The 16,499-nt window shown below is 45.5% G+C and carries 10 protein-coding genes; 1 reads left to right on the forward strand and 9 read right to left on the reverse strand.

Features of this window, described 5'->3' with window-relative positions; genetic code table 11:
• Positions 1 to 140: 140 nt before the first annotated feature.
• Entirely contained in the window at positions 141 to 2,501 is a 2,361-nt protein-coding gene (locus FDP09_RS17025) for a TonB-dependent receptor (protein ID WP_137403808.1), read from the reverse strand.
• Positions 2,502 to 2,922: 421 nt separating this feature from the next.
• Positions 2,923 to 7,656 (reverse strand): LamG-like jellyroll fold domain-containing protein, encoded by a 4,734-nt coding sequence (locus tag FDP09_RS17030; RefSeq protein ID WP_137403809.1) that lies wholly within the window; start codon positions 7,654 to 7,656, stop codon positions 2,923 to 2,925.
• A 413-nt stretch (positions 7,657 to 8,069) separates the two neighbouring features.
• On the opposite strand from FDP09_RS17030, the gene FDP09_RS17035 reads away from it, so the two are divergent.
• Positions 8,070 to 8,438 carry a hypothetical protein gene (locus FDP09_RS17035; protein ID WP_137403810.1) on the forward strand — a complete coding sequence of 123 codons (369 nt, stop codon included), beginning with the start codon at positions 8,070 to 8,072 and terminating at the stop codon, positions 8,436 to 8,438.
• A gap of 169 nt (positions 8,439 to 8,607) precedes the next feature.
• Here FDP09_RS17035 and FDP09_RS17040 read toward each other — a convergent pair whose 3' ends face one another.
• From FDP09_RS17040 to FDP09_RS17065, 7 genes are all read right to left on the reverse strand, one after another.
• Positions 8,608 to 8,916, reverse strand: a complete 309-nt coding sequence (locus tag FDP09_RS17040; RefSeq protein ID WP_137403811.1) for a hypothetical protein — start codon at positions 8,914 to 8,916, stop codon at positions 8,608 to 8,610.
• Positions 8,917 to 9,169: 253 nt separating this feature from the next.
• Positions 9,170 to 9,499 carry a hypothetical protein gene (locus tag FDP09_RS17045; protein ID WP_137403812.1) on the reverse strand — a complete coding sequence of 110 codons (330 nt, stop codon included), beginning with the start codon at positions 9,497 to 9,499 and terminating at the stop codon, positions 9,170 to 9,172.
• Positions 9,500 to 9,874: 375 nt separating this feature from the next.
• On the reverse strand, positions 9,875 to 11,299 hold the full coding sequence (locus FDP09_RS17050) for a glycoside hydrolase family 28 protein (RefSeq protein WP_137403813.1): 1,425 nt from the start codon (positions 11,297 to 11,299) through the stop codon (positions 9,875 to 9,877).
• A 45-nt stretch (positions 11,300 to 11,344) separates the two neighbouring features.
• Positions 11,345 to 12,529 carry a glycoside hydrolase family 88/105 protein gene (locus tag FDP09_RS17055; protein ID WP_137403814.1) on the reverse strand — a complete coding sequence of 395 codons (1,185 nt, stop codon included), beginning with the start codon at positions 12,527 to 12,529 and terminating at the stop codon, positions 11,345 to 11,347.
• A gap of 334 nt (positions 12,530 to 12,863) precedes the next feature.
• The gene (locus tag FDP09_RS17060; RefSeq protein WP_137403815.1) at positions 12,864 to 15,050 is read right to left on the reverse strand and encodes a glycoside hydrolase family 65 protein; all 2,187 of its coding nucleotides are present in this window, start codon (positions 15,048 to 15,050) and stop codon (positions 12,864 to 12,866) included.
• 126 nt (positions 15,051 to 15,176) lie between these two features.
• Positions 15,177 to 15,380: a hypothetical protein gene (locus FDP09_RS23945; protein ID WP_222840296.1), complete on the reverse strand. Its 204-nt coding sequence runs from the start codon at positions 15,378 to 15,380 to the stop codon at positions 15,177 to 15,179.
• Positions 15,381 to 15,407: 27 nt separating this feature from the next.
• A complete protein-coding gene (locus FDP09_RS17065; RefSeq protein WP_222840297.1) occupies positions 15,408 to 16,454 on the reverse strand; it encodes a pectate lyase family protein in 1,047 nt (348 codons plus the stop codon).
• Positions 16,455 to 16,499 lie beyond the last annotated feature (45 nt).

The raw sequence follows: 16,499 nt of genomic DNA on the forward strand, positions 1-16,499 counted from the left end.
TTGGTGCCTGCAATGGAAGTGTTCACAAGTTACTTGCATGTACCCGATTGCGCAGAACGTATCCATACAGGACTTAATATCTTTGTATATATTTTCCTTGGTGTCAGGGCAGTAATTTAGCCCTGTCACCAAGGTGATCATTAAAATTTAAATCCTACACTCAGACGGGCATTTCGAGGAGCCTCTGCCTGATAATAGTAATAAGTAGCATATGCCGATCCAGAGTACAGGTACTCGTTTAGGAGATTGAACACATTGGCGCGAATGGTCAGATTGTCATTTTGCCACGATAGCCCACCGTCCAGCTTGAAGTAGTTTGGAAGAGACAACTGGTTTTCGGCGGCCCAAGTCCAAGTACTTCGATCACCCATAAAAGTAAATCCGGCAGAAAGTCCAAATCCTTCAAGCGCTCCATTTTGAATGGAATAGGTCAGCCACGCATTGGCCACATGTTTTGAAAAACCGGAAACGGGATTCCCCACTTGCGAAAACTGCTCTGGCCTTCCATCTTCGGTAATTTCAGAATCTGTATAGGCATAATTGGCAGTGACCACGAATCCAGGAAGAATCTCTCCCCTTGCATCAAACTCCACTCCCTGCGTGGTCGTCTGCGTCAGATAGGACAACTGTGATGTCGGGTTCTCTGGATCAGAAACCATTTGGTTATTTTTGAAGATTCTGTACAGTGAAAGTCCAGTGCTCCACTTGCCATTGAAGAAGTTACGCTTAAGGCCAAACTCCACGTTGTTTCCCGACAGTGGATCGACAGGTTCCCCTGTAATGGTCAAGCCCGTTTGTGGCACGAAGGTTTTGTCATACAATGCATATGCGGAGGTATTGTCATCAATGGAATAACTCAAGCCCACTCGTGGTGTCACTTTGCTGTCCTCGTCCACAGCACCATAGGAGCTCTGTGTGACATAGGTGTACCTCCCTGCCAAGGTCAGCCTTAAAGCGTTGTCGAAGAAACCAAGTTCGTCCTGCACATAAAATCCACTATAGGATTGTGTAATCGAAGTGGTATTGGCCCTTTGCCTTAGACTTCTGCTTCTGTCAAACTGCGGCAGCCCATTCACTGGAGCCCCATACACAGGGTTGTTCATATTAAAAAATCCCCCATTCGCGGAGTCCAATTGGTGGGACTGATTCCAGTCTGCGATGTATTCTTTGGTTCCCATATCAAACCCTGCCAAGATCCTATGGTTAACGGCACCGGTCTCTACCTCTCCGTTTACGAATACCTGACCAAAAGTATTTTGGTTTAGCGCATCCCATATGGAAACATATCGAAGCAAATTAGCATCGTCATCCACTGCGTTCAGCCACATGGAAGCCCCTTCCTGCTGGTAGTTGAAATGAGACAACTGGGCTGTTACTTTCCAGTTTTCATTAATCTGGTGTTGAAGGTTTGCTGTGATGTTATGGTCATCGATGACCGTTGGGTCCAGGCCTGGCTCTGCTATGGTGAAGCTTTGATCATAGATGCCATATCCTTCAGTCGAAAATACATAGGCAGCACCTACATTTGACATGTTTACATGCTGATAAATATACTCCAATGTCAACTTGGTTTTTTCGTCCAGTTGATAGCTTACGACCGGGGCTACGCTGTAGCGGTCAGTGAATGTATAATCCTGGAATGAATTCTGGGTCTGTCCCATGACATTAAGTCTATAAAGGAGCTTTCCATCCTGACTCAATTGACCATCTAGGTCTAACGTTCCCCTGTACAGGTCAAAACTACCAGTGGTAAGGTTCACTTCTCCACGGGTTACGCCTGTTGGCTTTTTGGTCACGACATTGTAGATACCACTTGGCTCGCCATTGGACATCATAAAGCCTGCTGGTCCTTTTACAAATTCAATCGATTCTACAAAGCTCATATCTTCATTAAGTGGCCCCCAATTGGACGTAATGTTCATGCCGTTTCTGAAGGCACCAGCACGAGATCCCCGCATGTTTACCCTAGCGTACAAGTTACCCCAGTGCTCTAGGCGGGTAGCGCCACTCACGTTTCTCAACACACCATCACTCATGTCTATAATTTGCTGATCCTCAAGTGACTGAGCGGTAATCACCTGGATATTCTGCGGCACTTCGATCAATTCTTCGTTTAGACGAAGGCTCCCTGACGGTTCATCGACCTTATATTCACTCCTGTCTCCAGTCACGGTCACTTCTCCAAGCTCTGATTCACGTTCCTGCAATACCACTGTGCCAATATTAGTGGTCTGGCCACTTCGCACGGTTATACGCTTGTTTACGGTATGATATCCAATTTCTGAAATGATTAAAGTATAATTTCCTTCAGGGGCATTGAATTCAAATGCTCCTTCTTCGTCAGATGCTACCCCAAAATTGGTTCCTTTTAGGATCACGGAAGCATATGATAGTGCTTCTCCTGCCTCATTCTTGACATTCCCGGCAATCTTCCCTGTGGATTCGGCCATGGTAATATTACCTATCGCCACTAAAACCAGTATTAGTAAAATTTTCTTCATTGATTTTATTTAGATTGATTTTAATTAAGAGCAAAAGTAAGCTGCAAAACCGTAACATCTAAATTATTTAGAATGATTTTAAATCTATTTTATCAATCATTCTAAAAAAATGATTGATGCTAACTATAGGACACATCAGCATCAAAACCTAAAATTTCCGGGAACCCGCTATGCTGCACTCCCCCTTTTTAACCTCAGTTCGATTATAAAATCGTCACTGCGAGGCTTAGAGGGAGATATGAGGGTTGGAAAAGGGTTTGCAATGACGCTTTTAATACTAAAATTATGTCGAGCTCAGGTTTTTAAGTACATAAAACCAGAAAACTTTTCTTCCACTCGTCTTGATCCAAAAAAAGCCAGTCCACTACAGCAGACCGGCTTTTTCCTTAATCTTAAACCATTAACTTCCTCAATTCCTCTCCTACTCCTTTATCACCTTATGCACTGTCCGTAATCCGGACTGGTTGATATATATAAAGTAGATGCCAGCTGCATAACTGCTGATGTCCCAATCAGAGGTGGACTCCTTCAGGGTCCTGGTGACCATCAACACGCCATTCGCATCATAAATTCTCACTTCGACAGGCTTTTCTGCTGAGGCAGCTACTTCCATTTGAAGTTTTCCTTGGGTAGGATTAGGGAATACGTTTACTGAGGTAGGTTCTGCCGATTGGTCTTCCCTATTGGAATTTTCTTCATTGGCAATCGTAGTCCTTTGCGCAGCAGAGGCATCATTTGCACTATCGGGGGCTACCCCAAACAACAGCCTTCCATTATAGTAAACTGCCATTTGCTCTTGTCGGATCCACCCGCTTTCGGTATGATTCGAATAATCGTTTGCCTGATCAAAATCCACCCAATCCGACTTCGTTATCCTTACTTTTAGTTCCTCGGTTTCACTCAATGGAGCTAACTGGCCTAGTGAGGCGTCAAAGGTAATATCCACATAATGGTCGGCGGTGGCAGTGGGTGCGCCAATTTTCATAAAAGTGCCTTGCAAGTTGTCCTTCCCTAGTGCTGCATAATCCTTCCAAAACTTCAGGTCTCCACCACCGTCTTTGGTAAACCAATAGCGAATATGAAGACCTTCATAATCCAACGGTACATTTCCGGTGTTTATAAGGTTAAACTCCTTCTTAATGGTATTGTCATTGGAAGCATTATTTCTGGCCATGACCACTACGGCTTGTTCCAAGGCAACGGGCTGGGGCTCTTCTCCCCAAATCAGCTTGCCGTCTGCATATAAGGTGATCTTATCATGCACGATATAGCTGGAGGCAGCTGACATGGAATAGTCGTTGGTCTCCTCCATAGCTGACCAGTCAGCATCATGGATGGCAGATTTGATCTCTCCTGAATTACCATCACTTGCTATTACATTTCCCTCTGCAAAACCATATTCCACATACCCAAAAGCATTTTCCCTAGGCTCATCGAGCATGACATATGCCATGGTTACTTCCTCATTGCCCATGCTGGCATAATCTACCCTCGTTTGGATATCGGTTAGCTGTTCTGCTGTCAGCCAATATCGGGCTGTAATATTTCCCAAATCAACAGCCATCGTATCCTTATTCACTAATGTTAGATATGGCTTTATTTGGCTATTGGAAGCAGTAGCAACATCACCGTTTTTATAATGTACTTCGAGTTTTGGAAAGGCATGGTATAGGGCAGCGATTTCAGTTTCATCCAGGGCATAATTATATAGCCTTACATCATCCATCAAGTCGCGGTATGGTTTGTTTTCATCCGAATTCCCCAACCGTAATGGACTGGATTTTCCTATTTTACCCGTGGAATAACCCGTTTCTGCTGTCCTCTCACCATTGAAATAAAACCTGATTTCGCCTTCGTCTTTGTCCCTTATGGCTACCAAGTGCACCCACTCATCCGTGAAGAGCGGATGGGAAGTGCTATTGCCTACTGAAGTAGTCACGGTCGTCTTGGTGCGATCGTCGTCAATCCCGAAAGTCAACCGACCATCTCGAAGTTGAATACCGTACCAATTATCCGAAAAACTGCCCTTATGGATCAAATAACAATCTTTTCCCTCTCCATACCGATAAGTATCTTCTGCGATTTTTACCCACATGGAGATGGTAAAGGAACTCTCGTCAAACAGCAGGTGATCATCATGTGGAATGTCAATAGAGGCCGTCGCAGATGGCGTATCAAATAAATAAGCCTGTCCGAATTTGCCCGGTACGCGGGCTGTAGATTGGAAGCCCTGTGACTGACCATCTTGCTCGTATTTGCTATCATCTTCCACCAAGGTTCCCGAAGTATCGTCCATTTTCCAATGGCCCACCAATCCAGCTGGTGCTGCTGCGTTGAAAGACCATAGGTCCCCTTGGGTGGTTCCTTTAGCACCGATGGCATCGACCCGCCAAAAATAGGTAGTTTGTCCTTGCAAATCCTCCAGTTCATATTGTGGCGTTTCTACTGACACGGTATCCAATAAAGCTAAACTATCGGGATGTGTCCCCAGGAAAACTTCGTAGGATGTGGTATTGACCCCTCCATTCCACGAAACCTGTACGGAATCGCCAAAACCCTCCAAGACATCTCCCTCATCCAGTGAAGGAGCAAAAGCCTTCATGGGTGTGGGAAGTGTATGATAAAGCTCAAGGATTTCCTGCTGGGTCAAACTTTTATTATACAGCTTTACTTCGTCTATGTTTCCTCTAAAAGGGGTCCCAAAGCCATTGGAATTACCGATAATAATGGGTTCTTCTTGTCCAATGGTCAACTCGGTTCCGTCATTGACTTCCTTGATTTCTTCACCATTGATATACAACCTCAACACATCCTCTTCAATGTCCCTCACAGCTACCAAATGTACCCATTCGCCCGTAAATATGGGTGAGGCACTTGTCGAGAGCTGTGTCTTGTCATGATTATCATCAATAGCAAAACGCAGGTCTCCATCCTTGATTTCTATTCCGTACCACTGTCCTGTTCCACCTGTAGATTCATTGGCCGAGAAGGTGCCTTTGTGGATGAGGTAGGACTGGGATGAACCATCCGTGGACTTAAGCCACATGGAGATGGCAAAGGAATGGGTATCAAAATACAGTTGGTCAGCATGGGGAATAAACACATGGGAAGGATTTTCGGCATTGGTCATGTCCAAGGCATTGTTGACTTTTCCGGTTACCCAAGAATAATCATTGAGCTCATTCACTTCACCATCATTGCCAAAATCGGTACTGTCTGCCACCAAGGTTCCCTCTGAAGCATCCATTAACCAAGCGCCTACTAAACCCATGGGAATATAAGGCCTGGTCTTAAAACGCCACACTTGCCCTTCGGTAAGCCCCAGTTCATTGCCGGCATCCACTCTCCAATAATAATCGGTATCTGATTGCAATCCTTCCCATTCGTATGCGGTGGTTTCCAATGAATCAAGTAAAAGAAGGTTCGCTGGATCTTCACCGGCATAGAGCACATAATAATCCGTGTTTTCACTTCCTGACCAAGTCAATTGAATGGAAGTGGTATCTGCAAAATTCCCCTCGTGCTCCGGAAAGCCATTGACCGGTTCGGAAGGTGCTGAAGGCACCGGAACAGTCTTAAAAGCCGAGGAGACGGCCGTGATCGCTTCCAAATTGGATTGATATGCTTTAAGTGCCAATCTATAACTGGTATTGGGAGCGAGATCAAGGACCTCATATTCCGTGACATTACCATCAAGGCTATCCAAAAACGTAAAATCACCTTCTTCCTCTGCTATTGACAATACGATCCCCTCATAGGTACTTTCATTATTGGTCCAGTTTACCGTCATAGATGAACTGGTAATATCACCGGCATCGATCGCTGTTACCGGCTTGAGAAAAGCAGGTGGTGCCTGGTCGGGCAAGCCATTGATATAATGCTCGATATTGGCATAGCCGTCAGCAGCGATCTGCATGGCATCAGACGGGTCGGCAGGATCCAATCCGTTAGCTATTTCCCAATCATCAGGAATACCGTCCCGGTCACCATCAGGTCGGGCAGGTGCCCCAAATAGTTGTCCAGGGCCTCCCATCGGCAACTCCCTTTCATTGGCAATAAGCTTGCCATCCAGCCCGAGACTGGTCAATTCAGTCATCAAAAACTCATCCACTTCATCCCTCCGCGGATAGTTGGCCCCTACTTGCTCCAAAACATAATCATAACTTTCCTGGGCTGTCATGACGTTGGCTGGAAAGGGATAATCATATGGTTCATCTGCAAAAGTGGTGATGCCTTCATAAGCAGAGAGCGGCACGAGCTCCCCGTCCAAAGATCCGTTGAGGTTACCGTCATGGTAATTTCCCGAAACATAAGGGATAAAGCTTTCTGTACCGCGTGAAAAAGGCCTGATGGAAGTACTTGGTCCATCGATATAGTAATTGTTCACGATATTCACCCGGGATTCGGCCGTAGATCCGCCCATGATGTATCCGCCTCCTCTACCCCAATTATACACGACGTTATTGACGAATTGATTGCGGTTTTTCACCTTGGGATTTCTCGTGTTATTATCGATATATAGATTCCTGAAAAGACTGATCAAGCCAGACGGTTCCAGCAAACCGCCACAAGAGTGCGTCTCCAGCCCTTGGGAGATGATGCTGTTCTGAATGGTAATGCTGTCCGCATGCCCTGTAATGGAAAAGGTCTCATCTCTTCCCCAGCTCGCCGAAACATGATCAAAAATCAGGTTTTTGGCATCGTCGGTCATGGTCATCGCATCCGCACCACTGGTACCGTACCTTCCCATTCTCACCCGGAGATAGCGGACGATGGTGTTACTCGCTTGGGTAAAGGTAATCCCGTCACCATAGAGCACCACTCCGTCTCCTGGAGCAGTCTGACCCGCAATAGTCACATTCCTGGCCACAACTACCCTGGAATTGAGCTGAATGACCCCTCCCACTTCGAAGACTACAATCCTATTGGGCTGGCTTACGGCATCGCGAAAGGAGCCAGAACCGGAATCATTAAGGTTGGTCACGATGTACACTTCACCATACCGGCCTCCTTCTGCCATCCTTCCGGCACCCTCTGCTCCTGGAAAGGCTATGGTCTGTGCTCTACTTGGTAAAATCAGTCCTCCCGAAAACAGAAGAACCATGAGACATCTGTATCCTGTCTTGAAAATGAATTTGGTAAAAATTTGCTGCATGTTAGTAAGGTTACTTTGGTTATCATTTCTTCACTAACACCAGGGGTTTGAAAAATTAATCAATATCCTAAAGCTCCTAAAAAATTGAAGGAAAACTATACTGGTCTATCCTGAGATTGACTTAAAAAAAGACAAAAAGGCAAAACAAAGAATGAATTTAAATTCCATTTTTACATTAAAAATTTATTTCATCATATTTCTATAAAAAGTAGCCCTAACATTAAAAAATAAAATTAAATCAAATCCATAATAAAACAGCAGTTTGGATCGTCATTTAAGTAATTAATATTTCAATCGTAAGCAGAAAGATTATTTTAAGAAAAAAAATACCCCTAAATGGGTATTTTTTATTGGGCAATCGTGAATTAAATTTGTCATCACAACACAACCACTTACAATAAACACATAACTAAATGCATTTTTACAAGCCTGAAGAGTTATTGAAGAAAATCGATCGAAATGGGCAAGGTGCCATTATTTCCAGAGGTGTTGCCACAGCAGTTATTGGGATTTTTATGTTTGCCACTGCCGTGACCTTGGATCTACGTTTATTGCTAATATCCATTTTTTGCCTTTCAGTTTGTTGGTTTCTGGAGGCTTATTTTAATGTAAATGAAGTGAAGCACCAACAACTGTTTGACTTAAATAACAGCGATTTTCAAGGAGACTCCCCAAAAGCAATCGCCAAAAACTGGTTTGGCCAATTATTCCTTTCTCTCAATGGCTTGTTTTACTTTTTGGCCATCATATTCCACGGGGCGATATTTATACTTGTGCAGTAAAACTAAAATAACCACACCCCATAAAAACGAAAAGCTCCATCTCTGTGTAAAATGAGAATGGAACTTTTGCATTTTGGTCATGATATGGGATCAAGCCAAAAAGTTGGGGGCTGCCAGTTTACTTTATGGAGGAAGCCAACCGTTTTAACCCGCATTCAATGCCGTTTAGTTAAGGGGATTTCCTTCTTTTCATATACCTAAAAGTCCTTTTTTTGATTGACTTTGGCTGGGGAAACCTGATCATCCTGGTGGATTTTATCCTTTTCCTTTTTCCCTTGATGAAAAAAGAAGGAAAAAAATCCAGGCCGGTGGTATGCCTTTTAAAATGGAACATGGATTTACCCTGCGACGTGGATCCGTCACCCATTTTAATTTCCACCCGATGGCTACGACCTAAAAGTGAGTGGGTCTCGCTGTTCCACGACGCGAGCCAACTCCCTTTCTTAACGGCCTCCACCATCGGCTGGAAAACAGGCATACCAAGGGCCGTCAAAAGGAAGCGATAAATTTTTGGGACTTATTAACCTCAGTTCGATTTTAAAATCGTCACTGCGAGGCTTAGAGGGAGATATTAGGGGTGGAAGCCGTGGCAGCTCGCCGCGGCGAGTTGCCACCCCCTTTTCCAACCCACATCCTCCTTAAAAGGGTTCGTATGACGATTTTAATACAAAAATTAAGTCGAGCTCAGGTTATTAACTGAATCCGCCTTGCAGGTATTGGGCGTTAAGAAATTAAAAATGCGGGCGGGCAATTAGGCAGGCTTGTTTGACGAAATGCTGCCCAAAGAGAATGTTGGCAGCTAAAGAAGGTTTACCTGGCTTTTGATAGGCCTGCTTGGCTTTAGACAGGAGGAGTTTGCCTGCACGAGGAGAGGTTTTAATTTTAGGCCAATAGCTGCACACCGGTGCGCCGTGGCGTAGCGGCGGGGTTTCCACCACCGGCGGACAGGTTTGGGTTACTTTTTTGACCTGAAGCAAAAAAGTAACAAAGGTAAAGGGATGAAAACCACCTAGGAATTTAGCTAGAAAAATAACTGCCCAAGGAAAAAATATAGAACCCATATTTTCCAGATACACACTAACTAAACGGCATTGAACCCGCATTATGCACCAGCCTATCTATTGCGACCTGATCCGCCGCGGCGGATGATTCAATCTCCAAACAGCCTGATTTTCTTGTAGTTTCAGCTCTCATAACGATTCCTAATGCATAAAGCGGGTTTAACAGCATGAAATTTTCTTTCATTAGACCATGTCAACATTCGTCCCCCAAGAAATATTGCTTGATCCATGATATGTAAGTTAAGAAACTAAAGGGGACATTTCACCAGCATAGCTAGCAGAACAACAAGAATAGAAGTCAATCCTGTTGATCAGCCCTAATGTACCGTGGGTACCTAGGTGGATACCAGCCTAATATTCCCTCGCCCTGCACCATTACTTTTCATAGTGCACTTCTTCGCCATTGATCAGGACATTTTCAAATTTGACATCCTTCATGTGGTTCACGTTAAAAACTTCATCTACTCCGTCAATGCGGCAGTTGATCATCTGAAAGTTGGTCACTGGAGAACTTTCATAGGCATTGGCCATGACGGCATATTTGCCTCCGTCTTTGACTTGAAGGTTTTCGACGATGACATTTTTGATGGTAGGGATATGCTCTCCTTCTTCTTCATAGAACATATTAAAGCGCACAGCCGCTTCGCGGTAAGTGCCCACGACCACATCACGCATGTAGATGTTTTCCACGGTGCCGCCTCTTTTTGATGAAGTTTTGATGCGCAGTACCCGGTCGAGGTTGGGGCTGTCCATTACCAGGTTTTGGGCGAAGACATTCCTTACCCCTCCGGAAATTTCACTTCCCATCACCACGCCTCCATGGCCCTCTTTCATTTCACAGCCTTCGATGATGATGTTTTCCGATGGAATACCCGGAATCCTTCCGTCCTCGTTTCGACCAGATTTGATGGCGATGCAGTCATCTCCAGTGTCAAAATAACAATCCTTGATCAGAACATTTTTACAGGCTTCGGGATCACATCCATCATTGTTCGGCCCCAAAGTTTCTATTTTTACCCGTTCCACGGTAACATTTTCACACAATACCGGATGAAGGTTCCACATGGGAGCATTGATCAACTTTACATCTTGTATCAGCACATTTTTACATTCAAAAGGCTGCACAAACTGCGGCCGCATATAATGCCCTTCGCCAAAAATCCGCTCCTCCAGCGGTACACGGTCGTGCACCATTTCATGCAACAGCTTCCTGGAAGGATTCTGCCTTCCCATACCCTCTTTCCAGCCAAAATGCTTGGCACCACACCATGGCCACCAGTTTTCCATATCTGCATGACCATCCAGCACGCCCTTACCAGTGATCGCAATGTTCTCTTGCTGATAAGCATAAATGAAAGGAGAATAGTTCATCAGCTCCATGCCCTCCCAACGACTTCTTACCAAGGGCAAAAAATCCTTGGGATCACGGCTAAACCGCAAGGTGGCGCCCTCTTCCAGGTGCAGGTTCACATTGCTCAGCAGATGCACCGCACCCGTCAAATAAACGCCTTGGGGAATGACCACTCGTCCGCCACCAGCCTCGTTACATGCTTTGATAGCCGCCGCAATGGCTTCTGTATTCAATGCCTTCCCGCCTTCCTTGGCACCGTATTCGGTAATGTTAAAGTCCTTATCGGGAAATTCCGGTACGGTGATCAAGCCCCGGATAGAATCCAATTGGGACCATGGACCAGTCTCCGCTACTGTCTGATCCTCTTTCTTTTCCGATTTTTGGCTGCAGGACGCAACCAACATGGCTACTGCCAAACCTAAAATGTAAAACTTACTGGTAATGTTCATTTTATTTATTCGTTATGATCTTTGAAAGCAATCTAAATTTTACAATCATCTCCCCAGCTCAAGGGCCGCCATGATAAATGGTCCTACACCTTTGGGGTCGTTGGTGCGGATTTTTTCATTGACATAATACTCATAAGTGCCATCACGGTATGGACTTCCGCCAAGCCCGGCTACAGCACAAACCTGTGTCAGGCTGACTTCTCCATTTTCCTTCACCTCTATCAATTGATCCACCAAGCCATCAAATCCCTTCTCTGCCGTCTGCTTGAAAGATGGGTTTAGATAGCCCCGGTTCACGCCTTTGGCAAGGGCATAGACAAACATGCTCGAAGCCGATGCTTCCAAATAATTACCTTCCTCTCCACCACGGTCAATCACTTGGTACCACAAGCCGCTTGCTGGATCTTGATGCTCACGAACAGCCACGGCCAGACGCTGTAAGATGCCCTTCAGCACCACCCGTCCATAATGTTCTTCGGGTAGAAAATCCAATGCATCCACCACGGCCATGGCATACCATCCCATTGCCCTGCCCCAGATATTGGGGGACCGGCCAGTTATAGGATCAGACCACGCTTGATATTTACTCTCGTCCCAACCATGATACAACAGGCCTGTTTCCGGATCGCGCAAATGCTTTTCCATCAGCACCAATTGTAGAACCCCTTCCTCAAATGCTGCGGGATCCTTAAATTCTCGTGCATACTGCACCAAAAAGGGCGTCCCCATATAGGCCCCGTCCAGCCACATCTGGTTGGTGTAGCGGGCTTTGTGCCAAAATCCTCCTTCGCTGGTCTTTGGTTGGTATCTCAACTGCTTTCTCAGGGTTTCTATGGCTGTTTTATACTTTTCATCATCCGTTTTATCGTAAAGATTAAATAACAATTTGCCGGAATTGATCATGTCAATATTGTACGTCTCGTACTTATAGGTTTTGATCTCACCGGAAGAATCGATCAACTTGTCCGCATAAGCTTTGATGTATTCGTAATATTTTTCATCACCCGTCTCTTTCCACAGCTCCTCAAAGGCATGCAACATCAATCCCTGTGGATAGCTCCACACCGGCCGGTCCATAAAGTCAACTTGCCACGCTTCAGGATTGCGCTTCATCACCGATAATGCCATCCGCTCTGACCAATCCAAGCTTGTGGAAATTGGCCTTTGTTGACCGAAGGTCAGCTGCGCAAAAAACATTGAGACGATTAGCAGTATGCTTATTTTTTTCATGGTAATGGTTCAATTGTTTTGTTAAATGTTTTGAAGGTTGTCAAGTGGTAAGGTTGTAAGGATTACAAATCTGGAATAGCTTAATTGAGTCAGAGACTCAAAGCTTGCCCGTGCTGGGGCAGAGTCCCAGCACAACCCATAGTACTTTCCTGATTAGTGTTGACCGAATTAATATTAGTTTTCATTGTCAATTATTGGAATCGCTAGTCATTTACTATAATCCTATTGTGTTTCTCTTTGCTCCAAAATAACCCTACCTAACCTCCCCGCCGCGGCGGGGAGGATTTCTCAAGTTTCAGATCTCACATCTCATTACTCAAATCTCATATCTCTCCTACGGCATCTCCCTTAATCCTTCCCATTTCACGTTCCATTTTCCATTGTCCGGAAATCCGGGATTGGGTCTGTCAGGAGCTCCCTCCCATCCGGCAGCCATCATGGCCACAGTGGTCAGCAGTCCGCCATTTCCTGGGAGGTAAATCCTAAGCCTTTTATCTTGATAATTATGCCCATTGGGCAAATAGGTGTTTTTCTCTTCGCCCATAAACAACGCATCCAATGCGGTGTCGGGCATGTTTAACCTGGCCGCATTCATGGCCATCATGGGATAATCCCAGCCCCAGGTAGTTTCCCAGTTCCATATTTCGAGGATTTTCTCCAAAGTATTTTTCATGATAGTGGTGTCGATCATTTCTGTTTTGGGCAGGATACCATATGCGCCTAGCACGACAGGATGGTCATGTAGGTAGAAATCATCCTCATATGCCCTAGGATGGGTACTGCTGGGCAAATAAAGGCTGTCCTTGGTGGCCAAAGGCGCCAAATTATCCAACACTTCTCGCCATTTTTCATTCTCCTCCATGCCCAGCCGTTGCTGCCAGTCTAAGGCTACCGTCAATCCATAATGCCAATACGCCAACTCAAAAGGAGGATCATCGGTGGCATTGGCCGGAAACAGTTCCTGTGCAGGAATCAGCGGTGCGATCAAATGGTATTTGCCATCACCTTTGCTGTCCTTGGCAAAAGATGCCATAAATTCAGCCGTCTCAAAAACCAGTTCTTTGTACTTCTCCAAGGTTGCGGCCTCAGGTCGTGCCTGATAAATCTGCTCTACAAAATAAAGAATGTGTGGCTGCTGCCAGATCAGGTAAGGTGCAACGCTAGAAGGACTCTCATCACCATAGGGATCGGTCATCTTTTGCCATCTGGCGCCTTCATACCCTTGGCGCTCTGCGGTGGCCTTTGCTTTCTCCAGCGAATTAAAGTACCAAGGAAGGCTCTTTTCCATCAAGCCGATGCGGTTCCATAGACCAAAATGGGCACCATGCCACCAATGCATCTCCATGTGGAATTTGCCATACCAACTGTTCATGGTCAACCCAGTCTCTTGGGGTGGCAATGAACCTGCGCAGTTTAATTTCGTCAAATATTGCGATAGCACCACCCTTCTTTCCAACTCGTGGGCACGCTCATCGGTACATTCTGAGAAGTCGATCGCTCCACCCGATTGCCAAAATTCTTCCCAACCTCCTTCACTGCTTTTGGCCGTTGACTCGAAGTCAGGAATATCGTTTTCTCCTTCTTCGGAAAACACAGCGGTAAATTCCAGGGTTTCATGGCCTTTTTGTGCATTAAGCAAAAAGGTATGCTTCTCGTCAGTTTCAAAAGCGCCATTTCCTTCCCAACTTACATCGGTCACGTAATTGGTGCTGTCCAGCGTCCTCGAAATCCGTACCTGGCTTGGCTTGATGACTTCCAAATAGGATTCATGCTTATCCTCTTGGGTCCAATCGTACCCAGGGCAGACGTGGCATCCTGAGCCGTAGGGAAACCTGAATTTTACTTTTAGTCTTCCACTGGCTACGAGCGGAGAATGGATCCTCGCAGAAATGCCATCTTTTTCCTGATGACCGTAGAGCTCTACCTTCACAGGCTCGCCTTCTATGCTGTACTCGCTGGTGATCTTTCCTTCCCAAAGATCCAATTCCTGGTGGACATCCTGAAGATCGTCCACCACGACTTTGGAGCCATCTTCCTTGGTGATTTCCAGCCCAATAATCCCCAGGTGCAACCGATGAGGGCTTGTACGAAAATAGTCCGTCACTTTCTTCTTCCTTCCCTCTTTCCACTGAACAGGGAACGAAATCACCTGACCAATGGCCGATGTGTCATACCGCAAGATCTCTTCCCAGCGGTAGTTGTCAGGATTGGGAAAGGCATGCCAGCCCCATTGGCTTTGGGTGCCGAGCGAAACGCCATTTTCGTAATATTCCGGAAAACTCTGCAGGCCACTGACATCCACGGTATAAGCAAATTCACCATTCCCCACGCTGAGTGAGGCCAAGGTGTCTGGTTGTTCGAGCACCACATTATGGCGGTTGACCAAAGCAAACCGGTCAATTCCCTCTTGGGATTCCTTTTCGCTATTTTTATCCGTTTCAGAACAGGCAAAAGCCACCAGACTTATTAGTAGTAAAACACACCACGTGTGAAGGGAGGGGTAAGAAGAAAATTTGATCATGAGGGTACTATTGTCTTTTTGTATCTATTTAAACGTTAGTCAACCGACAATTCAGTCAATTAAACTCAGTTCAATTAACATCTGTTAACCTTCTAATATTCAATATGATAAACAATATCTTTGATGCTATTCATTTAAGGATATCGACCGATCATTTACCAAAGTATTAAGATAGTTTTCTAAGGCGGTATAACCATACTTGTCTGTCCGGTTTCTATCAGTTGCATCTTTTGGGTTAAGGCCGTGTTTCTTTTCATAACGATCAGGCATTCCGTCGCCATCGCTATCTTTGGCTGCCTTACCGCCTTTTACTTTTCCTGGGCCTTTCATGGGTAAATCCATCTCATCACTGATGGTCTAACCTGTTTTCCCAAAAGATAATACATCCTTGATAAGGAATTCATCTACTTCGTCACGGTGCAGGGACGCCCCTACTCCTTCTACTACTTCTTGGTAAGCTGTCAGTGCAGGTTTTATGGTGACTTGTGGATAGTCAAAAGGCTCTTCCATCCAGCTTACTGGTTCATAGACTGACTTTTCTACTACCTCACCATCTAGCTTGCCATTAACATTTCCATCATACCAATTGTCGCGGGCATAGATATGGAAATTCTCATTGGAGCGGTTGAATGGTGGCGTATCTCCTGTTTCCGGACCGGCGATAAAATAATTTCCAATGACATTGGCATAGGACAATCGTGCAGACCCTCCACCTTGGATATAGCCCGCTACTGCCCAGTTGTACACCACGTTATTCACGTATTGGTTGGTGCCCTTTACCTTGGGATTGCGGGTGTGGTTATTGATCCAAAGGCAATTCAGAATCGACACACCACCAGACGGCTGTATAAGTCCGCCTGTAGAATGCGTCTGGAGGCCTTGACCGATGATGCTGTGCTGTAACGTCACATCTGCCACATCCCCATTTAGGTCAAACGTGCCGTCCCTTCCCCAGGTAATCGAAACGTGGTCAAAGATCATGTCATGCCCCGTGGCTATGGCGACAGCATCTTTACCTTTATCACCCACTTTGCCCATCCTGACACGAATATAACGAGTGATGGCATTATTGGCTTCTGTAAAGGAAAGGCCATTGCCATAAATGGTAATGCCATCTCCCGGGGCAGTTTGTCCCGCAATGGTAATGTTTTCTTGAACAATGATCCTCGAATGGATCCTGATGACTCCTCCCACCTCAAATATTACCGTGCGATTGGGCTGACTGACGGCGTCACGGAAAGAACCAGGTCCTGAATCATCAAGATTGGTTACTTTATAGACTTCTCCACCTCTCCCTCCTGTGGCAAATCTCCCAAATCCCTCTGCTCCTGGAAAGGCCAACTGTTGAGCATTGGTCATGGTGGTGACCAATAGGGCCAATATAAATGGTACTATTTTGTTCATTATCGTTTGAATTTTTAGTTATCAATTCCTTAGTGATTGGGTTAT

It is taken from the genome of Echinicola rosea, assembly GCF_005281475.1.
GTDB lineage: Bacteria > Bacteroidota > Bacteroidia > Cytophagales > Cyclobacteriaceae > Echinicola > Echinicola rosea.